Genomic DNA, 18,952 nt, shown 5'->3' on the forward strand with positions numbered 1-18,952 from the left:
ACCGTACGGCCGTGCGGGTGCCGTTGGCGGGCCGGGCGCGCGATTCCCTTGCGGGGCAGGCGCGCCCGGCCCGTCGCCGTGTCCGCTCAGCCGCCGAGGCCGAGGGACCGCTTGAGGAAGTCCACCTGGAGCAGGAGCAGGTTCTCCGCGACCTGTTCCTGCGGGGTCATGTGGGTGACCCCGGACAGCGGAAGCACCTCGTGCGGCCGGCCGGCGGCGAGCAGCGCCGAGGAGAGCCGCAGCGCGTGGGCGACCACCACGTTGTCGTCGGCGAGGCCGTGCACGATCATCAGCGGGCGGTGCGGTCCGGCGGGTGCGGACAGGCCGCCGTCGCCGGTGACGAGGGAGGAGTGCTCGTAGGGCTGCGGGTCCGCGGCCGGGTCGCCCAGGTACCGCTCGGTGTAGTGGGTGTCGTAGAGGTGCCAGTCGGTGACGGGGGCGCCGGCGATGCCCGCGTGGAAGACGTCGGGGCGGCGCAGCACGGCGAGGGCGGAGAGGTAGCCGCCGTAGGACCAGCCGCGGATCGCCACCCGGTCGAGGTCGAGCGGATGGGACTTGGCGAGGTCCTGGAGGGCTTCGATCTGGTCGTCGAGGGTGACCGTGAAGTCGTGGTGGATCGCCTTCTCCCAGGCGGGGGAGCGGCCGGGGGTGCCGCGGCCGTCGGCGACGACCACCGCGAAACCCTGGTCGGCGAACCACTGGGAGGTGAGGTACGCGTTGTGCGCGGCCATCACACGGGAGCCGTGCGGGCCGCCGTAGGGGTCGAGGAGGACCGGCAGGGGGGCGGCTGTGGCCGTGTCACGGGGGTAGTCCGTTGGCATAAGCACGGCGCACGGAATTCGGCGTGCGCCCCCCTGGGTGAGGGTCACGCGCGGGGAGATGCCGGGCTTTTCGGCGTACGAGGCGATCTCCGCCACCTGCTCACCGCCGCGCAGCACCCGCACCCGCGACCCCGGCCGGTCCAGCGTCGCCGACACCAGCACAGTCACGTCCCCGGCGCGCACGGCCGTGTGCACGCCGGGCTCCTGGCTGACGCGCTCCACGCCCAGCTCGTTGACCCGGTAGACGTGCGTCTCGCCGGTCTCCGCCTCGGCGGCCTCCTCGCCCGCCGAGGCGGAGACCAGCACGTCCCCCTCCCCGACGTCGAGCACGGCACGCAGGTGCAACTGGGCGCCGGTGAGCGGGCGTTCACCGACCGCCAGGACCCGGGCGCCCCCTTCGTCCACGATGCGTACGAGTTGTCCCGAGGGGCTCCAGCAGGGCGTGCCGGGGAAAAGATCAAGCCAAGTTCGATCTTCGTCCGCGTGCACCATGCGGGTGGCCCCGGACTCGGGGTCCACGGCCAGGTACAGCTGGCTGCGCTGGTCCCGCGCCTGCACCAGGAGCAGCGGCGCACCCGCCGCTGACCAGTGCACACTCGCCAGATACGGGTAGCGGGCCCGGTCCCAGGCGACCTCCGTGCGGGTCCCGTCCAGCCCGATCACGAACAACCGTACGTCGGCGTCGGGCGTCCCCGCGGCCGGGTAGCGGACCTGGCGGGGCTCCCGCTCGGGGTGCGCCGGATCGGAGATCCACCACTGCCGCACCGGCGCTTCGTCCGCGCGCGCCACCAGCAGCCGGTCCGACTCCGGTGCCCACCAAAAGCCCCGGTGGCGGTGCATCTCCTCGGCCGCGATGAACTCCGCGAGCCCGTAGGTCACGGACTCGGACTCGGGCTCGGCGAGCGCCCGGTCGCCGTCGCCCTCGGCGCCCACCACGCGCAGGGCGCCGCCGGCGACGTAGGCGACGTGCCGCCCGTCCGGGGCGGGGCGCGGGTCGATCACCGGCCCCGGGACGGGCAGTTCGCGCGCCGTCCCCGCCCGCAGCTCGGCCGTGAACAGCCGTCCTGACAAGGCGAAAGAAGCCAATTCCACGGCGGTGTCGGTGGCGTAGGCCACGATTCCGGCACCGCCCTCGCGGGTGCGTTCACGGCGCGCGCGTTCCTCGGGCGAGAGGTCCTCCAGGGAGCCGCCGAGGAGGGCGCGCGGGTCGGCGGCCACGCGCTCCGTGCCCTCCGTGAGGTCGAGGACCCGCAGTGAACTGGCCCGATCCGTACCGGAGTCGGAGCGCAGGAACACGACGCGGGAGGCGTCGGGGGCGACGGCGAAGGCGCGCGGCGCGCCGAGCGTGAACCGCTGGGTGCGTGCGTGCTGCCGGGGGAAGGAGACAGGCTCGGTCGTCATACCAAGACCATATTGGCCATGCGCCCCCTTGTGCGGCCGTGCGCCGACCGATGCGCGCGTGCGGATAGTTATGATCGTTAGCGCATAGTGGGTATGAACCCGCTGACCGTTGCTTGGATTTATCTGCCCCCATAGTTCGACCCCCCGACACCCCCCGCGTCCTGGGATCTTTGGAGGTGAGCCGCCGTGGCACTCTCGATTTCGGCGGTGGTGCTGCTGGCGATCATCGTCTTCTTGTTGATCAAGAAGTCAGGGCTGAAGGGAGGTCACGCGGTCGTGTGCGTCCTCCTGGGCTTCTACCTGGCCTCCTCGACAGTCGCCCCCACGATCAGCGAACTCACCAAGAACGTGGCGGGGATGATCGGCAGCTTGAAGTTCTGAGGCGGCGCGGTGGGCCGAGGCCCGCCGGCTCCGCCGGACGAGCCTCGCGCCGTCATTCCCCGGACGCGTACGGAACGAAGCCCGCCCAGGCGGACGGCCCGAACGCCAGACGGGGGCCGCCCCCGGTGTACTTCGAGTCGCGGACGTGGACGGTGGTGGGGTCGGCGGCGACCTCCAGGCAGGAGTCGCCTTCTGCGCCGCTGCTGTAGCTGCTCTTGAACCAGTCCAGCGCGACTTCCACGCAGGAGTCGCCGTCCGGGCCACTGCTGTAACTGCTCTTGTACCAGGCCAGGCTGGAGCTGTCCGTGGCAGAGGACTTGCGGATCATGTGTCTCCAAGCATGCGCTCGATGAAGGCCAGCGTCTCTTCGGGCGGAAGAGCCTGCGCTCGGATGGTGCCATACCGCATTTCGAGGATTCGCAGTTGCCTTGGATCGGAGATCGGACGACCGTTGAAGGCGCCGTCCGAACGTCCCACCGCACTGCCGTCCTCGAACTTCAGCAGCTCAATCCTGCCGCTCATGCCTGGATGGGCCACGCTGTTCATGGGCATGACCTGAAGCGTGACGTTGGTCAGCCGCCCGGCTTCCAGTAGGCGCTCAAGCTGCTGCTTACGCACCATTGTGCTCCCGACCCTGCGGCGGAGCGTCGCCTCTTCCAGGACGAAGCCGAGAGCAGGGGCGGGGGACCGCTCGAAGACGGACTGCCGCGCCACCCGAGCGGCTACGCGCCGCTCCAAGTCGTCCGGCGAGTAGGCGGGCTGCCAGGACTCAAGCAGGGCCCGGGTGTACTCGGACGTCTGCAGCAACCCCGCGATGTTGCTGCACTCGTACACCCCGATCTCCACCGCCCGCGCCTCCATCTGAGCAAGATCCCGCACCTTCTTCGGGTACCGGACCCTCTTCACGTCCTCCTTCATCGCCGCGATGAGGCCGCCCGCGTTCAGGACCTCGTCCGCCATGTCCAGGTACTCGGGGCGCGGGATCCGTTTTCCCGCCTCGATCTTGTAGACCAGGTCCTCCCCGTACCCGACGGCCACCGCGAACTCACCGGCCCGCAGGCCCGCCGCCTCCCGCCGCAGCTTCAACTGCCGTCCCACGGTGGCCACGACCGCGAGTGCCCAGTCGTCGTCCGGGTCCACCTCCCAGCCCGGCTCGTCCGTCTCCTCCACCGCACTGTCCACCGACATCCGCGCCCCTCCTGGTGCCATCGCCTCACCCGTAGGAACGCCGGCGACATCCTGGACAGCACTGGACAAGCCCTGGACAGTCACTCTACGCAACGGGTCAATCACTCCTCACGGTAAGCCGCAGCGGCCACGCTGAGTGACGTGAATCAGGAAATCGCCGCGCCCCGCGACCAACTGGACGCCCCGGTACGCAACTTCAGCGTGCTGCTGTCCTCCACGCCGCGAGGCGCTCGCCTCGCCCGGCTGCTCGCGGCCGACCAGCTCCGCGAGTGGAGCATCCACGGCACCCCCTGCGAGGCGGCACGCCACCTCGTCGCGGAGCTGGCGGCGAACGCGGCCACGCACGGCCGCCTGCCCGGCCGCAGCTTCCGCCTCACGCTCTACGTGGTGGGGCGCACGCTCCGCATCGAGGTGACCGACACGCGCGGTGACCGGCTCCCTGTGCTGCCCGAGCCGGAACCCGACGCCGATTCCGGCCGCGGCCTGCTGCTCGTCGACGCCCTCGCCGACCGCTGGGGCGTCGCCGAAGGCCGCTTTCCGCGCAAGACGGTCTGGGCCGAACTGCGCCTGCCGTGACCAGAACTCGTGTTCTCGCGTTATCGAAGTGACAAGAATCCAGTATTTTAAGAACGAACAAGGAACCGCATGGTCAACTCGTCCCACGAGGCGATGCACCGCATCTTCCAGGAGTACCCCGGCTTGTTCGCCGGAGTGTCCAAGGTCCTGGGTCTTCCGTTCGTCCAGCCCACGTCCATGGCGGTTCTGCCGACGGATCTCACCGAGATCCAGCCCGTCGAGCGCCGGGTCGACACGCTTTTGCGTTTCGACTCGGAGGGCGACGAGTCACTCCTGGTGGCCGTGGAGGCGCAGCGGGGGAAGGACCCTGGCAAGCCCGCCAGCTGGGCGTACTACCTGTCCTACCTCTACACGAAGTACAAGGTGCCGCCCTTGCTGCTCGTCGTCTGTCAGGACCGGGCCACGGCCGAGTGGGCCTCCCGGCCGGTGGCCATCGGCCCCCGGGAGTGGCCCGCCCTCACGCTGCGCCCCCTGGTGGCCGGGCCGCACAACATGCCCGTGATCACCGACCCGGCCGAGGCCCGTGAGGATCTGGCACTGGCCACGCTGTCCGTCATCACCCACGCGAAAGAACCGGCCGTCGATGGGATACTGAAGGCGCTGTCCGCTGCTCTGCGGGACGTGCCCGAAACGTTCGCCGGTCCGATCATCGAATTCACCGCACAAGGCCTGGGCGGCAATCGCCCGGCCGCAGAAACCTGGAGGAACCTGGTGGCCGTGGATCTCTCCTTCTACAAGTCGTACCTCGCCCAGGAAGTCCGTGCGGAAGTTCGTGCGGAAGTCCAGGACGAAGTCCGTGCGGAAGTTGCCGAAGAAGTCCGTGCGGAAGTTGCCGAAGAAGTCCGTGCGGAAGTTGCCGAAGAAGTCCGTGCGGAAGGCCGTGTCCAGAAGGGCGCCGAAGACATCCTGCTCGTCCTTGAGACCCGTGGGCTCGACGTGCCCGGCGCGGTCCGGGAGCGGGTCACCGCCTGTGACGATCCCGAGCTGCTGCGACGCTGGCTCACCCGTGCCGTGACCGTGCCGGTTGCCGAACAGATCTTCGAGTAGCGGATCTCCGGGAGGCGCGGGGCGGGTCGGCCCCGGACCCGTCCCGCGTCGCTTCGCGTCCCGTGCCTCGTAGGGTGGAGGCATGACGGAACTCCCCGATCGGCGTCTGCTGCTGGTGCACGCGCATCCCGACGACGAGTCGATCAACAACGGCGCGACCATGGCACGCTACGCGGCCGAGGGCGCGCTGGTGACGCTGGTGACCTGCACGCTGGGGGAGCGGGGTGAGGTCATCCCGGACGGGCTGCGGCACCTGGGCGGGGCCGCGCTCGGTGCGCACCGGCGGCAGGAGCTGACCGCCGCCATGGGGGAACTGGGAGTCGCGGACGTCCGGCTGCTCGGTGGCGCCGGACGCTACCGGGACTCCGGGATGATGGGCCTCGCGGACAACGACGACCCGGACTGCTTCTGGCAGGCCGACGTCGACTCGGCCGCCGAGCACCTCGTCGCCGTGATCCGTGAGGTACGCCCGCAGGTCCTCGTCACCTACGACGAGAACGGCGGCTACGGCCACCCCGACCACATCCAGGCCCACCGAGTCGCCATGCGCGCACTCGACCTCGCCGCCGACCCCGCCGTACGCCCCGACCTGGGCGCACCCTGGCGGATCGCCAAGGCGTACTGGAACCGGGTGCCGCGTTCCGTCGGCGAGGCCGCCTTCGCACGGCTCGGCCAGGAACTGCCCGGCCTGCCCTTCGCCAAGGCCGCCACCCTCGACGACGTCCCCGGCGTCGTCGACGACGAGCGGATCACCGCCCGCATCGAGGGCGGCACCGCCCACGCCGCAGCCAAGGCCGCCGCCATGCGCGCCCACGCCACCCAGATCGAGGTGGCCGAGCCGTACTTCGCGCTTTCCAACGAGCTCGCGCAGCCCCTGCTCACGACCGAGTACTACGAGCTGGTGCGCGGCGAGCGGGGCGACGCGGGCGCCGACGGCGACCCGGGCGGCGTCGAGAGCGACCTGTTCGCGGGGATCGGAGAAGGGGCAGCACGCCGATGAGCACGTCCGGACGCCGGCCCGCGCAGAGCGGCGGCGGTTCCATGCTGGCCCAGCCCCTCAAGCCGCCCTCCGCCGGACGGGCCGCCGCCTACCTGGGGCTGTTCGTGCTCGGCGCGGTGGTCGCCATCGCCGGGGCGCTGGTGCAGGCCGCCTGGTTCCCCGGCGGGCTGCTGCTCGCCCTCGCCGGCTCGGCGGGACTCTTCCTCGGCGGGGCTCGGGCCATGCGCGGCCGAGGCGGGGCAGTGGCGGGCGCGGCCGGCTGGCTGATCTCCGTCATGCTGCTCACCGCGAGCCGGCCGGAAGGCGACTTCTTCTTCGCCGCCGGTGGCGGCTCCTACCTGTTCCTGCTCGGCGGCATGGCCGTGGCTGTGATCTGTGCCACCTGGGGCGGTGGAAGGCAACCGGACGGCCGCGACGACCGACTTGGCGAGTGACGTACTGCTTCTTTCCCAAGTCCCCGTGCGGGTCCGGTGTGGGTTTCCCCGGCGGTCCCGGGATAAGGGCCTGAAGTGGCCAGTATGGTGGTGCGCGCCGCCGAGCTTCCCCCAAACGCTCGACTGCGCTCGTGCAGGGGGGACCCCCACGCGAGTGAGGTCGTGACGGGCGGCGGAGCCAACCGGGAGAACCTGCCTTGAGTCGTGAAACTGACACTCCGTCCTCCGGGCCCAACGGGCGCGGTGGAGCCGCCTACCCCTCGGGGACCCCGCCGTACGGTGTGCCGGCGCCCTCCGACGACGGTGCGGACGCGGGCCGTTCGGGCACGCATGCGGAGGAACGCAAGACCGAGACCACGCTGACGACCCGGATCCGGATCAACATCCCCGGATCCCGGCCGATTCCGCCGGTGGTCGTACGCAAGACCGTCGCCGAGGGCGGCGAAACCGAGAAGTCCGGGACCGCCCGGACCGAGGGGCCTCAGGGGACCCGGGGGGCAGACGGGTCAGGCGACCGGTCGGCCGCCTACGGGGCCCTGCCGGGCGACGGCAGCGGCGTGACCGGCTTCTCCGGGAGCAGCGGTGACGGCGGCCTGCGCGGTGACGGCGTCCGCGGTGACGTATGGCCCTCGGACACCGCCCCGGCGCACTCCGGCGGCGGCAGCGAGACGTCCGGCGCCGGACCCGCGGCCCCGGCCGGGGAGAAGCCGACCAGCGACTGGTTCGCGCCCCGCAAGTCCGCCCCGGCCAAGGGCGGTCAGGGCGTCGGCGCCACCAACGGCGCCGGGATGTCCGGAGGTTCGGACGCGGGCGGCTCCGCGAACGGCACGGGCCCCGCCGGAGGATCCGGTACGAGCGGGTCCGGTACGGGCGTGAACGGCGCCGACGGCCCCGGCGGTGCGCGGCCGGGAGCCGGCGGGCGCCCCGGTGGTGTCGTCGGCTCCATGCGGGCGCCCGGGGGGTCCTCCCGCGCCGGTGGCGGCAAGGGCTCCGGGCTGCCCGGCGCCACGGGTGGCCCGGTCGCCCCGGGGCACGGCGGCGGCACCGGTTCCTTCGACGTCACCGAGGCGCTGGCCGCCGGCCCCCTGGCCGGTGGCCCCCGCCCCGGAGGCGGCCCCTCCGGCGGTCCCCGGCCGGGCGGCGAACCACGCCGGGACGACCTGCCCTTCTTCACAGGCAACGGCCAGAGTGGCCAGAGCGGCGAGAACGGACAGGGCGGCCAGGGCGGACCCCTCGGCCCGGGAGGACCTGGCGTCCCCGGCGCCCCGGGTGGTTTCGACGGTGCGGGTGTCCCCGGCGGCCCGGGTGGCTCGCCCGGCCCCGCCGGACCGACCGGCGGCCCGGTGACCGGGGACGGTCCGCTGCTGCCGGGCGGCGGCGCCCCCGCGCACCGCGCGGGCTCCGGCGTTCCCGGCGCGCCCGCCGCCGCGCACCCGGGGACCGGCCTGCCCGGTGGCGGCCTGAGCGACGACACCGCGATCCTCACCCCGCAGAAGCCCGCCCCCGAGCCGGGCGCCCCTGGGCACGTCCAGCGGCCGGACAACGTCTCCGGACACACCGTCACCAGCGGCATGCCCGTCGTGTCCCCCGGCGACGGCGACCGCGCGGGCGGCGGCGCCGACTCGCCCTTCCGGACCGGCACGGGCGGCCCGCGGCCGGGGGCGCCCACGCCACCGAAGTCGCCCGGGACCGGCGGGCAGAGCGCAGCTCCGGCCGGGAAGCCCGCCAAGGGGGCCAAGGCGCCCAAGAAGAAGGGCCGCAGCAAGGTCGCGCTGCTCGGCGGCCTGGTGGTCGTCGTCGCGGGCGTCGCCTACGGCGCGGGCCTGCTGATGAACCACTCCGACGTCCCCAAGGGCACCACCGTGCTCGGCGTGGACATCGGCGGCGGCAGCCGCGACGACGCGGTCAAGAAGCTCGACGACACCTTCGGTAAGCGCGAGAAGCAGCCGCTGAAGCTGTCCGTCGACGGCAGGACGGTCGCCCTCAGGCCCGACCAGGCCGGGCTCCAGCTCGACACCCAGGCGACGGCGAGCGCGGCGGCGCAGAGCGACTACAACCCCGTCTCCGTCATCGGCTCCCTGTTCGGCAACCACCGGGTGGTCGACCCGCGGATGCCCGTCGACGAGGAGAAGCTCCAGGCCGCGCTGCAGAACGCGGCGGGCGGCGCCGGTTCGGCCACCGACGGCACCATCCGCTTCGAGCCGGGCAAGGCCGTCGCGGTGTACGGCAAGGCGGGCAAGGGCATCGACGCCGGCCGTTCCGTGCAGGCGGTCGAGCAGGCGTACCGCACCCAGGTGGAGACGGGCACGGCCACGCCGGTCCCGGTCCCGACCACCACCCGGCAGCCGACGGTCTCCAACGCCGAGGTCGACCGGATGATGAAGCAGTTCGCCGAGCCGGCGATGTCGGCCAAGGTGACGGTGGTCGCGGGCGCGCACCCCCTTCCGATGAGTCCGCAGAAGTCGCTGTGGAAGTTCCTCGGGGTCAAGGCGGTCGACGGCAAGCTCGTCGAGTACTACGACCAGGAGAAGCTCAAGCAGCTCTACGGCGGCGCCTTCGACGGGGTGCTGATCACCCGGGGCAACGGGCAGAAGACGCCCGTCACGGTCCAGGACGTGATCGCCGCCCTGCGTCCGGCGCTGGTGAGCAAGACCAACCGGGTCGGCGTCATCGCCCTCAACCCCAGCTAGAGCCGACTGGTCCCGGCCGAGGGGCCGCCGGAGCGCACCCGCGCCCCGGCGGCCCCTCAGCCGTATCGCCCCTCGGTGATACCGCCGCATCGCCGCCGCTCCCGTACGCCCGTGTCGCCGCATCGCCGCCGCTCCCGTACGCCCGTGTCGCCGCATCGCCGCCGCCCCCGTACGCCCGTGTCGCCGCTGTCACCCGTCCCGCATGACATCTGTCATCCCCTGGTCAGGACCCCCGACACTGCCGTCCGGCCGCGCCCCCGGCGACCATGGGGACATGACGACGACAGCGGAGACCACCACCGCGACCGCGGTGGTGGCGTTCGACCAGGTGACCAAGAGCTACGGGAACGTACGGGCCGTGGACGGGCTGAGCCTCGCCCTGTACCCGGGGGAGACCGTGGCGCTGCTCGGCCCGAACGGCGCGGGCAAGTCGACCACCCTCGACCTGCTGCTCGGCCTCAAGAACCCCGACAGCGGATCCGTCACCGTCTTCGGGACCGGCCCCCGCGAGGCGATCGTCGCCGGCCACGTGGGCGCCATGCTGCAGAGCGGCGGACTGATGGAGGAGGTCACCGTCGCCGAGCTGGTCAAGCTCGGCCGCGCCCTGCACCCGCGGCCCTACAAGCTGGACGACGTGCTGGCCCGCGCCGGGATCACGCAGATCGCCGACCGCAAGGTCAACAAGCTCTCGGGCGGCCAGGCCCAGCGCGTCCGCTTCGCGCTGGCCACCGCCGGTGACAGCGACCTGATCGTCCTGGACGAGCCGACCACCGGCATGGACGTCTCCGCCCGCCAGGCCTTCTGGGCCACCATGCGCGAGCAGGCCGACCAGGGCCGTACGGTCCTGTTCGCCACCCACTACCTGGAAGAGGCCGACGCCATCGCCGACCGCGTGCTGGTGCTGCACCGGGGCAGGCTGCTGGCCGACGGCACCGCCGCCGAGATCAAGGCCAAGGCGGGCGCCCGGCGGATCGCCTTCGACCTGGAGGGCGCCGTCGAGGAGTCCGCCCTGCGCGGCCTGCCCTTCCTGACCTCGTTCGACGTGTCCGGCCAGACCGTCCGCATCCAGTCCTCCGACGCCGACGCGACCGTCCACGCCCTGTACGGGCTCGGTGTCTACCCCCGCAACCTGGAAGTCGCCGGGCTCGGCCTGGAGCAGGCGTTCGTCGCCATCACCGAGGCCGAGGAGGCCAAGCAGTCGTGAACAGCCTGATCAAGCTGGAACTCGCCCGTGCCCTGCGCAACCGCAAGTTCCTGTTCTTCTCGGTGCTCTACCCCTCGATCCTGTTCCTGATCATCGCCGGGCAGGCCGACGGCGCCACGAAGGTCGACGGCACCGGCCTGACCCTGCCGACGTACATGATGGTCTCCATGGCCTCCTTCGGCGCCCTGACCGCCGTGCTCATGGGCAACAGCGAGCGCATCGCCAAGGAGCGCGAGAGCGGCTGGGTGCGGCAGCTGCGGCTGACCACGCTGCCGGGGCGCGGCTACGTCTTCGCGAAGACCGCCAGCGCGGCCGTGGTCAGCCTGCCGTCCATCGTCGTCGTCTTCGTGGTCGCCGCCGTCGTCAAGCAGGTCCGCCTCGACGCCTGGCAGTGGCTCGCCCTCACCGCCGCGATCTGGGCCGGCAGCCTGGTCTTCGCCGCGCTCGGCGTCGCCATCGGCTACCTCGCCAGCGGTGACGCGGTCCGCCCGATCACCATGATCGTCTACTTCGGCCTGTCGCTGCTCGGCGGCCTGTGGATGCCCTCGACCACCTTCCCGCAGTGGCTCCAGGACATCGCGAAGTGGCTGCCCACGCACGCGTACGCTGCTCTGGGGCAGGCCATCGAACAGAGCCAGGCCCCGCACGCCAAGGACATCGCCATCCTGGTCGTCTTCTTCGCCCTGTTCGCGGGCGGCGCGGCCTGGCTGTACCGGAAGGACACGCTGAAGGCGTGAGCGTCATGACGGAAGACCGATCCCAGGCGGCCCGCGAGCAGCGGCTGCTGCGCATGGGCGAGCCGGCCCGCAACCTGGGCGAGGCCTGGCGCAAGCTGGTGTGGATCATGCCCTGGCTGATCTTCCTCAGCTCGCCGGTGCGCGACCTGACCGGAGGCGCGCACACGGCGGTGGCCACCGCGGGCGGCTGGGCCGGCCTGGCCGCCTTCACCGGGACCTACCTGGCCCTGATCTTCCGCAACATGGGCCGGCCCTTCCCGCAACCGGTCCTCGTCTGCCTGGTCGCCGTCCTCGGGGTCCTCGCCGTGGTGCTGTGCCTGACCCTCGGCGGCGAATGGGTCGGCCTGTTCGTGTACGTCGCGGTGGTGTGCGGCACGGCCTTCCCGCTGCGCGTCGCCTACTGGACGATCCCGCTGACCACCGCGGTGATGGTGGCCGTCGGCCGGCTCGTCGGCGCGGGGGACATGTGGACGATGGTCCTGCTGGTGCTGCTCGTCGGCTTCGCGATGACCGGCGTACGGCAACTGGTGCGCACGACGGTCGAACTGCGCCAGGCCCGTGCCACCGTCGCCCAGCTCGCCGCCAACGAGGAACGCCTGCGTCTCGCCCGTGACCTGCACGACCTGCTCGGCCACTCGCTCTCCCTGATCACGCTGAAGAGCGAGCTGGCCGGGCGGATGCTCCCCGGCCACCCGGACAAGGCCGCCCAGCAGGTCGCCGACATCGAGCAGGTCAGCCGGCAGGCCCTGGTCGACGTGCGCGAGGCCGTCACCGGCTACCGGCGGCCCCGCCTGGCCCCGGAACTGGCCGGTGCACGGGTCGCGTTGACGGCGGCCGGGGTGAGCCCCGACCTGCCCGCCGAGCCCGACCTCACCGGCGTCCCCGAGGAGAGCGAGGCCACGCTCGCCTGGGCGCTGCGCGAGGCCGTCACCAACGTGGTGCGGCACAGCGGCGCCCGGCGCTGCGCGGTCGAGGTCGTCCGCCGCCAGACCCTGGACGGCCCGATGCTCGAACTGTCCGTGGAGGACGACGGCTCGGGCGGTGCCGGAAACGGGCCCGGCAACGGCCTGACCGGCCTTCAGGAGCGGCTGGAGAAGGCGGGCGGCATGCTGGAGGCGGGCCGCTCCGGCCGCGGCTTCCGCCTCGTCGCCCGGGTGCCGGCCGCCGTACCGGGACACGTAGTATCCCCGGCATGAGCAGCACGATCAGAGTTCTCCTCGCCGAGGACCAGTCGATGGTCCGCGAGGCACTGGCCGCCCTGCTCGGCCTGGAGGACGACATCGAGGTCGTCGCCCAGGTGGCGCGCGGTGACGAGGTCGTGGCCGCCGCGCACGCCCACGGCATCGACGTGGCCCTGCTCGACATCGAGATGCCCGGCTGCACCGGCATCGAGGCGGCGGCCCGGCTCCACAAGGAACTGCCCGCGGTCAAACTGGTCGTCCTCACCACCTTCGGCCGCCCCGGCTACCTGCGCAGCGCCATGGAGGCGGGTGCCGACGCCTTCCTCGTCAAGGACGCCCCGGCCGCCCAGCTCGCCGAGGCCGTGCGCAAGGTGCTGGCCGGGGAGCGGGTCATCGACCCCACGCTCGCCGCCGCGGCCCTCGCGGAGGGCGCCAACCCGCTGACCGACCGCGAACGCGAGGTCCTGCGCGCCGCCGCCGACGGCTCCACCAACGCCGAACTGGCCGCCGCCCTCCACCTCTCCCAGGGCACGGTCCGCAACTACCTCTCCACAGCCATCCAGAAACTGGCGGTGCGCAACAGAGCGGAGGCGGTACGCATGGCGAGGGAGAAGGGCTGGCTGTAAAGGCGCAGGCAGCCCGCCCAGAGGCGCGCGGGGCCGTGTCGATGCGCGGCTCCGCCGCGTGGGCGCGACAAGCCACGACAGTCCCGCACCCGCCCACCGGTCATCCCCGCACGGCGCCCAGGCGCCCCCGTCGGACAGCTCAGTTCAGCCGGGCCCGCGCGGCATGCGCCTCCCCGCGCACCCGCCGGGCGGCATCCTCGTCCACCGCGCCCACGACATCCGCGTAGGCCTCCAGCGCCTCGGCACCGCCGACGAAGTCCCCCCGCTCCACCAGCAGCCGCGCCCGCTCGTACCGCAGCCGTGCCGGGTGCGAGGGCAGCCGCAGGGACAGCTCGACCGCCCACAGCGCCACGTCCGACCGCTCCGGGCGTGCGGCGGCCCACGCGCGGATGTTGTTCAGGACCCGCAGGACGACGGCCAGCGGCTCCGCGGGCACCAGCATCGACTGTTCCAGCGGCGCCCCCGTCGCCCCGGCGACCAGCAGCTCCGCGTCCGCCCCGGTCAGCACCCGGCCTCCGTCGAACGGGTCGGCGAGCACCTGTTCCCCGGCCGTGCCGAGGCCGATCACGAAATGCCCGGGCAGCGCCACCCCGTACACCGGCGCCCCCGCCCGCCGCGCGACCTCCATCCACACCACCGACAGCAGGATCGGCAGCCCGCGCCGCCGCCGCAGCACCGTGTGCAGCAGGGAGGAGTCCAGCCGCTCGTAGTCCGCGGCCGAGCCGCGGAACCCGTGCCGGTCGCCGAGCAGGTCACGCAGGGCCCGTGCCCACGCGAGGGGCCCGCCGGGGCGGTAGAGCAGCTGCCCGGCGAGCCGGTCCAGTTCCAGTTGCGCCGCGTCAAGACCGGCCTCGTCCAGCATGCCGTCGCCCGCCGCGCCCACCAGCAGGCACAGCGCCGCCAGGTCGGGGCGCCGAGCGCGCGCCTCCTCGGCGAAGCGGCGGCGCAGCTCGGCGGACCGGTCGGGCGGTGGGGGACTGGGATGGCGCATCGCGGGCTCGGGTCCTTTCACGAGACGCCGGGCGCGGCCGCCCCCGCCGCCGGGTCCGGCTCGCGGTAGTGGTGGTACGTGTGGTGCGCGGCGAAGCCCAGAGAGGCGTAGAGCGCCCGCGCCGCGGTGTTGTCCGTCTCCACCTGGAGCCAGGCGGCCGACGCGCCCTCGTCCAGGGCCTGCCGGGCGAGCGCGGCCAGGACGGCACGGGCCAGTCCCTGCCGCCGCCGCGCGGGGTCCACCTCGACCGCGGCGAAGGAAGCCCACCGCCCGTCCACGACGCACCGCCCGATCGCGGCCGGCGCGTCCCCGGCCGCCGCGCCCGGAACCGACGCGAACCACACCGAGGGCCCGGTGCCAAGGACCTTCAGGGCCACCTCGCTCACCCCCTTGCGCTGGTAGCGCGCGAGCCACGCCTGGTCGGCCGTGCGGGACAGCACCACCCCGGACGGTTCCGCCAGGTCCCCGGCCGCCCGGTCGGCGACCGGCGCGAGCGCCCCGGTCCACAGTTCGGCGGTGACCTCGCGGAGCCAGCCGCGCCGCTCCAGCTCCGCGCACAGCGACTCCTGCGTGCCCTCGGCGCCGGTGGCGGTCTGGACGTAGGCGGGCAGGCCGCGCTCCTGGTACCAGCGTCGTACGGCGGCCAGTGCCGCGTCGAGCGGGAGGCCGGGGTCGCCGAGCGGCAGGGCGGAGTTGGCCCGGCGGGTGAAGCCGGAGGCCGCCCGCAGCTCCCAGTCGCCGAGCCGCTCGCTCTCCACCGGCTGCCAGGCGCGCGCGGCGACACGCGCGAGTTCGGGGTACGTGGCCGCGGGGCCCCTGCGGCGGGCCGGCGCGGCCGGGACGACCTTTCCGGCCACCAGCGTGGATTCCGCGATCCGGACGGTTTCGCCGTCCTTGCGTGTGATCAGGAGCACACCATTGTTCCATGATGTGAGAACACCGACCGTGTCAGTGAACTTCTCACCCGTGCCCCGAGGTTCGCTCAAGCGCCTTACGGAGACCCGTTTGCCCACGTCAGCAGTGGTGATGCGGACCTCGAGCCGTCCCGTCGCCCAGATTTCCACAGGTCAGTTCACCCCTCCTGTATGGATCATGCCCCGGAACGGAGATACTAGGTGGCGGGCATCGACGACGCCGCGCTCCCGCGCGCCAGGCGGCGGAGCCTGTGGAGGCCCGCCAGCGCCCTATCGAGGAGGAACGACAGCGTGACCTACGTCATCGCGCAGCCTTGTGTCGACGTCAAGGACAAGGCGTGCATCGAGGAGTGCCCGGTCGACTGCATCTACGAGGGCCAGCGGTCCTTGTACATCCACCCGGACGAATGCGTCGACTGTGGTGCCTGTGAGCCGGTCTGCCCGGTCGAGGCGATCTTCTACGAGGACGACACTCCCGAGGAGTGGAAGGACTACTACAAGGCCAACGTCGAGTTCTTCGACGAGCTCGGCTCTCCCGGAGGCGCCAGCAAGCTGGGCCTGATCGAGCGTGACCACCCGGTCATCAGCGCGCTGCCGCCGCAGGGCGAGTAACCGTCCGGCGGTCGCGAGCCTCCCCCAAGTTCTCGGCTTCGCTCGAACAGGGGAGACCGCCATCGCCTCGGTCCCGTACGGCCTGACCGCTTCGAGCGTGTCGGCGGCCGTGCGGGACCGAGGTGTTTTCCGTACGAGAAAGTGAGCCTGATCCCCGTGTCCGCAGTCTCCGACCGACTCCCCACCTTCCCCTGGGACAAGCTGGAGCCGTACAAGAAGACGGCCGCAGCCCACCCCGACGGCATCGTCGACCTGTCGGTCGGCACTCCGGTCGACCCGGTCCCCGAGCTGATCCAGAAGGCGCTGATCGCGGCGGCCGACTCGCCGGGCTACCCGACGGTGTGGGGCACGCCGGAGATGCGCGACGCGATCACCGGCTGGGTCGAGCGCCGGCTCGGGGCGCGCGGGGTCACCCACCGCCACGTCCTGCCGATCGTCGGCTCCAAGGAACTGGTCGCCTGGCTCCCCACCCAGCTGGGCCTGGGCCCCGGCGACACGGTCGCCTTCCCGCGCCTGGCCTACCCGACGTACGAGGTGGGCGCCCGGCTGGCCCGCGCGGAGTACGTGGCCTACGACGACCCGACCGAGCTGGACCCGGCGCACCTGAAGCTGCTGTGGCTGAACTCGCCGTCCAACCCGACGGGCAAGGTCCTGGGCAAGGAGGAGCTGACCCGGATCGTCGCCTGGGCCCGCGAGCACGGCGTCCTGGTCGTCTCCGACGAGTGCTACCTGGAACTGGGCTGGGACGCCGACCCGGTCTCCGTCCTGCACCCCGACGTGAACGGCGGCTCGTACGACGGCCTTGTCGCCGTCCACTCGCTCTCCAAGCGCTCCAACCTGGCCGGCTACCGCGCCGCGTTCCTCGCGGGCGATCCGGCGGTCCTCGGCCCGCTCCTGGAGATCCGCAAGCACGGCGGCATGATGACCTCGGCGCCGACCCAGGCGGCGGTCGTGGCGGCCCTGGGCGACGACACCCACGTCCGCGAGCAGCGCGAGCGCTACGCCGCCCGCCGCACCGCCCTGCGCGCGGCCCTGCTCGCCCACGGCTTCCGCGTCGAGCACAGCGAGGCCAGCCTCTACCTGTGGGCGACCCGCGACGAGTCCTGCTGGGACACGGTGGCCCACCTGGCCCGCCTCGGCATCCTGGTCGCCCCCGGCGACTTCTACGGCCCGGCCGGCGACCGGTTCGTCCGCGTGGCCTTCACGGCGACGGACGAGCGGATCGCGGCGGCCGTGGGCCGCCTCTGACCGGCCGCCCGCACACGCGCCGACGGGGCCGGGGGAATCTCCCCCGGCCCCGTCGCGTGCGTACGAGGGGCGGTCAGCCGCCCAGCGGCAGGCCCTGGACCGGCAGGCCCGGGGTGGGCAGGCCCTGCGTGGGCAGCCCGCCCTTGGTCGCGCTCTTCGCGGTGTCACCGAGGAGACCGGCCGCGGACCCGGCCGCGTCGCCCGCCGTCTTCTGCGCCACCGGGGTCGCCTTCTTCACGAGGCTGCCGCCGGTCTTGCCCGCGGCCGGCACCGCCTGCTTGACGGCCTTGCCGCCGGTGTCGCCCGCGACCCCGGTGACGTGCTGCGCCGCACCGTCCACGGTGTTGCCGACGCTCGCCCCGTCCAGCGCGGTCAGGCCGCCGAGGTTCGGGGTGGCCGGCAGCTGGGGCGCAGCACCGGCGGAGCCGGCCGCACCGACCCCGGCTGCCGCCCCGGCGGCGACGAGCAGCGCGGCACGGGCGATCCGGCGGGTCAGGGGGAGGGACATGTTGCTCCTTCGACGGGAGAGAACCTTGAAGTGTCCGACCGGGCCCGGTAGTTCACCGAGGGCCGTGGGGCCGCCGGCGGGCCGGGCTCGGACGCAGTGACTACCGCTCGAAGCGCGCGAAGGTTGCGGCGGGGCGACGTAAAGAGTTCGCAATGCGTCGCATTATCTGCTGTGGATAAAAACGGGCAAAAGGAAACGGGCCGGAAAGGCTGCTGAATCCTTACAGCAGCGCCCTTCCAAGGGATTCGGCGGATCGGCGGCCGACACCGCGCACGCCCGTGCGCACCACCGCCCCGGCCCGGCCCGCGCCACCCCGGAGGGTGACGACCCGAACGGGGGTCCAGTGGGGGAGGCTAGTTCGCCGTCGTGATGCGGACCGTGCCGGAGCCCAGGGAGGTCCCGTCGGCGTTCTTCCCGTCCGTCGCCCGCCACTCGCCCTCGGTGACCCCGGCGGTCCATTCCCGGCCGGCGTACGACACCCGCTCGATGTGCAGCGCCGAGGCGTTGGCCACCGCCCAGTGCGCCAGCTGCCAGCCGCGCCGCGCCAGGGTGAGCCCGCCGCCGGAACCGGTGCCGGCCCGCACCGGCAGCGTCACCGTCCGGCCGTCCGCGCCCGCCGCGCCGCCCGGCGCCGTGGGCGCGGGCGACGCACCGCGGCGACCGCCCACCTCCGCACCGGCCTCCTGCACCATGTCCCGCCCGAAGTCCCGCACCAGCGCCGCCCGCACCGCCGCCGGACCCGTCGCGGGGCTGATACCCGGCCGGCCCTGGCAGGTCAGCGTGGCCGCGGCCCGCCCGGTGAGGGCGGCGGAGAGCAGCGTGGCGTCCTGCTCGTGCTGGGCGTACGCCTCCGGGAAACCGCTGCGCTGCACCCGCTGCGCGGCCACCGTCAGCGGCAGCCGGGTGTAGTCGTGCACCTTGGTCAGGTGCTCGTAGAACATGCCCGCGGCGTACGCCGGGTCCATGATCTCCTTCGACGTCCCCCAGCCCTGCGAGGGCCGCTGCTGGAACAGTCCCCGGGAGTCCCGGTCGCCGTGGTCGATGTTGCGCAGTCCCGACTCCTGGAGGGCGGTCGCCAGCGCGATCGTCACCGCCCGCTCGGACATGCCGCGCCCGGTGCCGACCGCCGCGATCGTCGCCGCGTTGACCGCCTGCTCCGGCGTGAACTCGTACGACCCGCCGCCCTTGCCCGAGGACACGACCTCGCAGCCGGGACCCGTCCCGCCCGTCAGGTACTGCACCGTGAGATAACCCGCGACCGCGAGCAGGACGACAAGGGCCGCCCCGATCCTGAGGAGGCGGCCACGACGCTTCGGAGTGGGGGACGGCTCTGGCACGCGTACAAGGTACTGGAGACGGACCGGGCAACCGTCGCCGGTGAGGAGAAAACGCC

At 72.9% G+C, this 18,952-nt stretch carries 19 protein-coding genes; 12 read left to right on the forward strand and 7 right to left on the reverse strand.

What is annotated here, in order from left to right:
- Positions 1–86: 86 nt before the first annotated feature.
- Positions 87–2,222: a prolyl oligopeptidase family serine peptidase gene (locus AB0G56_RS37040; protein ID WP_360979017.1), complete on the reverse strand. Its 2,136-nt coding sequence runs from the start codon at positions 2,220–2,222 to the stop codon at positions 87–89.
- A 186-nt stretch (positions 2,223–2,408) separates the two neighbouring features.
- Between AB0G56_RS37040 and AB0G56_RS37045 the strand changes: the two genes are divergently transcribed.
- Entirely contained in the window at positions 2,409–2,603 is a 195-nt protein-coding gene (locus tag AB0G56_RS37045; protein WP_037852162.1) for a membrane protein, read from the forward strand.
- Between the two features lie 52 nt (positions 2,604–2,655).
- Here the strand turns inward: AB0G56_RS37045 and AB0G56_RS37050 are convergent, their stop codons facing one another.
- Together AB0G56_RS37050 and AB0G56_RS37055 are read right to left on the reverse strand one after the other, a co-directional pair.
- On the reverse strand, positions 2,656–2,931 hold the full coding sequence (locus AB0G56_RS37050) for a DUF397 domain-containing protein (protein ID WP_360979020.1): 276 nt from the start codon (positions 2,929–2,931) through the stop codon (positions 2,656–2,658).
- Complete coding sequence (locus AB0G56_RS37055) at positions 2,928–3,791, reverse strand: helix-turn-helix transcriptional regulator (RefSeq protein WP_360979023.1); 864 nt, start codon at positions 3,789–3,791, stop codon at positions 2,928–2,930. The genes AB0G56_RS37050 and AB0G56_RS37055 overlap by 4 nt, the downstream gene beginning before the upstream one ends.
- A gap of 141 nt (positions 3,792–3,932) precedes the next feature.
- Here AB0G56_RS37055 and AB0G56_RS37060 point away from each other — a divergent pair, with 141 nt between their 5' ends.
- The 9 genes from AB0G56_RS37060 to AB0G56_RS37100 all read left to right on the forward strand — a co-directional run bounded on the left by AB0G56_RS37060 (position 3,933) and on the right by AB0G56_RS37100 (position 13,286).
- Positions 3,933–4,367 (forward strand): ATP-binding protein, encoded by a 435-nt coding sequence (locus AB0G56_RS37060; RefSeq protein ID WP_360979026.1) that lies wholly within the window; start codon positions 3,933–3,935, stop codon positions 4,365–4,367.
- A 69-nt stretch (positions 4,368–4,436) separates the two neighbouring features.
- Positions 4,437–5,414, forward strand: a complete 978-nt coding sequence (locus AB0G56_RS37065; protein ID WP_360979029.1) for a hypothetical protein — start codon at positions 4,437–4,439, stop codon at positions 5,412–5,414.
- 82 nt (positions 5,415–5,496) lie between these two features.
- The gene (mshB, locus tag AB0G56_RS37070; protein ID WP_360979032.1) at positions 5,497–6,414 is read left to right on the forward strand and encodes an N-acetyl-1-D-myo-inositol-2-amino-2-deoxy-alpha-D-glucopyranoside deacetylase; all 918 of its coding nucleotides are present in this window, start codon (positions 5,497–5,499) and stop codon (positions 6,412–6,414) included.
- The gene (locus AB0G56_RS37075) at positions 6,411–6,848 is read left to right on the forward strand and encodes a DUF6113 family protein (RefSeq protein ID WP_360979035.1); all 438 of its coding nucleotides are present in this window, start codon (positions 6,411–6,413) and stop codon (positions 6,846–6,848) included. Before mshB ends, AB0G56_RS37075 begins: the two co-directional genes overlap by 4 nt.
- A 197-nt stretch (positions 6,849–7,045) precedes the next feature.
- The gene (locus tag AB0G56_RS37080; RefSeq protein ID WP_360979037.1) at positions 7,046–9,538 is read left to right on the forward strand and encodes a hypothetical protein; all 2,493 of its coding nucleotides are present in this window, start codon (positions 7,046–7,048) and stop codon (positions 9,536–9,538) included.
- A gap of 274 nt (positions 9,539–9,812) precedes the next feature.
- Complete coding sequence (locus AB0G56_RS37085) at positions 9,813–10,742, forward strand: ABC transporter ATP-binding protein (RefSeq protein WP_360979040.1); 930 nt, start codon at positions 9,813–9,815, stop codon at positions 10,740–10,742.
- Entirely contained in the window at positions 10,739–11,479 is a 741-nt protein-coding gene (locus AB0G56_RS37090; RefSeq protein WP_360979043.1) for an ABC transporter permease, read from the forward strand. The genes AB0G56_RS37085 and AB0G56_RS37090 overlap by 4 nt, the downstream gene beginning before the upstream one ends.
- Before the next feature lie 5 nt (positions 11,480–11,484).
- Positions 11,485–12,675, forward strand: a complete 1,191-nt coding sequence (locus AB0G56_RS37095; RefSeq protein ID WP_360979046.1) for a histidine kinase — start codon at positions 11,485–11,487, stop codon at positions 12,673–12,675.
- Positions 12,672–13,286 (forward strand): response regulator transcription factor, encoded by a 615-nt coding sequence (locus tag AB0G56_RS37100; RefSeq protein ID WP_360979049.1) that lies wholly within the window; start codon positions 12,672–12,674, stop codon positions 13,284–13,286. Before AB0G56_RS37095 ends, AB0G56_RS37100 begins: the two co-directional genes overlap by 4 nt.
- Before the next feature lie 139 nt (positions 13,287–13,425).
- Here the strand turns inward: AB0G56_RS37100 and AB0G56_RS37105 are convergent, their stop codons facing one another.
- Both AB0G56_RS37105 and AB0G56_RS37110 read right to left on the reverse strand, forming a co-directional pair.
- Positions 13,426–14,277, reverse strand: coding sequence for a transglutaminase-like domain-containing protein (locus tag AB0G56_RS37105; protein ID WP_360979052.1), 852 nt, complete (start codon positions 14,275–14,277; stop codon positions 13,426–13,428).
- A 17-nt stretch (positions 14,278–14,294) separates the two neighbouring features.
- Entirely contained in the window at positions 14,295–15,341 is a 1,047-nt protein-coding gene (locus AB0G56_RS37110) for a GNAT family N-acetyltransferase (RefSeq protein ID WP_360979055.1), read from the reverse strand.
- A 141-nt stretch (positions 15,342–15,482) separates the two neighbouring features.
- Here AB0G56_RS37110 and fdxA point away from each other — a divergent pair, with 141 nt between their 5' ends.
- A complete protein-coding gene (fdxA, locus tag AB0G56_RS37115; protein ID WP_360979057.1) occupies positions 15,483–15,803 on the forward strand; it encodes a ferredoxin in 321 nt (106 codons plus the stop codon).
- A gap of 156 nt (positions 15,804–15,959) precedes the next feature.
- A complete protein-coding gene (locus AB0G56_RS37120) occupies positions 15,960–17,051 on the forward strand; it encodes a bifunctional succinyldiaminopimelate transaminase/glutamate-prephenate aminotransferase (protein WP_360979060.1) in 1,092 nt (363 codons plus the stop codon).
- 73 nt (positions 17,052–17,124) lie between these two features.
- Here AB0G56_RS37120 and AB0G56_RS37125 read toward each other — a convergent pair whose 3' ends face one another.
- Together AB0G56_RS37125 and AB0G56_RS37130 are read right to left on the reverse strand one after the other, a co-directional pair.
- Complete coding sequence (locus tag AB0G56_RS37125) at positions 17,125–17,559, reverse strand: ATP-binding protein (protein WP_360979063.1); 435 nt, start codon at positions 17,557–17,559, stop codon at positions 17,125–17,127.
- A 353-nt stretch (positions 17,560–17,912) separates the two neighbouring features.
- Positions 17,913–18,896 carry a heavy metal transporter gene (locus tag AB0G56_RS37130; RefSeq protein WP_360979066.1) on the reverse strand — a complete coding sequence of 328 codons (984 nt, stop codon included), beginning with the start codon at positions 18,894–18,896 and terminating at the stop codon, positions 17,913–17,915.
- Positions 18,897–18,952 lie beyond the last annotated feature (56 nt).

It is taken from the genome of Streptomyces sp. NPDC021356 (genome assembly GCF_040641015.1).
Classification (GTDB): domain Bacteria; phylum Actinomycetota; class Actinomycetes; order Streptomycetales; family Streptomycetaceae; genus Streptomyces.

Excerpts from the sequence above, each read along its gene's own strand:
- AB0G56_RS37105 (WP_360979052.1), bottom strand. The coding sequence starts at position 14,277 with ATGCGCCATCCCAGTCCCCCACCGCCCGACCGGTCCGCCGAGCTGCGC.
- AB0G56_RS37055 (WP_360979023.1), bottom strand. The coding sequence starts at position 3,791 with ATGTCGGTGGACAGTGCGGTGGAGGAGACGGACGAGCCGGGCTGGGAG.
- AB0G56_RS37065 (WP_360979029.1), top strand. The coding sequence starts at position 4,437 with ATGGTCAACTCGTCCCACGAGGCGATGCACCGCATCTTCCAGGAGTAC.
- AB0G56_RS37095 (WP_360979046.1), top strand. The coding sequence starts at position 11,485 with ATGACGGAAGACCGATCCCAGGCGGCCCGCGAGCAGCGGCTGCTGCGC.
- AB0G56_RS37100 (WP_360979049.1), top strand. The coding sequence starts at position 12,672 with ATGAGCAGCACGATCAGAGTTCTCCTCGCCGAGGACCAGTCGATGGTC.
- AB0G56_RS37040 (WP_360979017.1), bottom strand. The coding sequence starts at position 2,222 with ATGACGACCGAGCCTGTCTCCTTCCCCCGGCAGCACGCACGCACCCAG.
- AB0G56_RS37075 (WP_360979035.1), top strand. The coding sequence starts at position 6,411 with ATGAGCACGTCCGGACGCCGGCCCGCGCAGAGCGGCGGCGGTTCCATG.
- AB0G56_RS37125 (WP_360979063.1), bottom strand. The coding sequence starts at position 17,559 with ATGTCCCTCCCCCTGACCCGCCGGATCGCCCGTGCCGCGCTGCTCGTC.
- AB0G56_RS37085 (WP_360979040.1), top strand. The coding sequence starts at position 9,813 with ATGACGACGACAGCGGAGACCACCACCGCGACCGCGGTGGTGGCGTTC.
- mshB (WP_360979032.1), top strand. The coding sequence starts at position 5,497 with ATGACGGAACTCCCCGATCGGCGTCTGCTGCTGGTGCACGCGCATCCC.
- AB0G56_RS37050 (WP_360979020.1), bottom strand. The coding sequence starts at position 2,931 with ATGATCCGCAAGTCCTCTGCCACGGACAGCTCCAGCCTGGCCTGGTAC.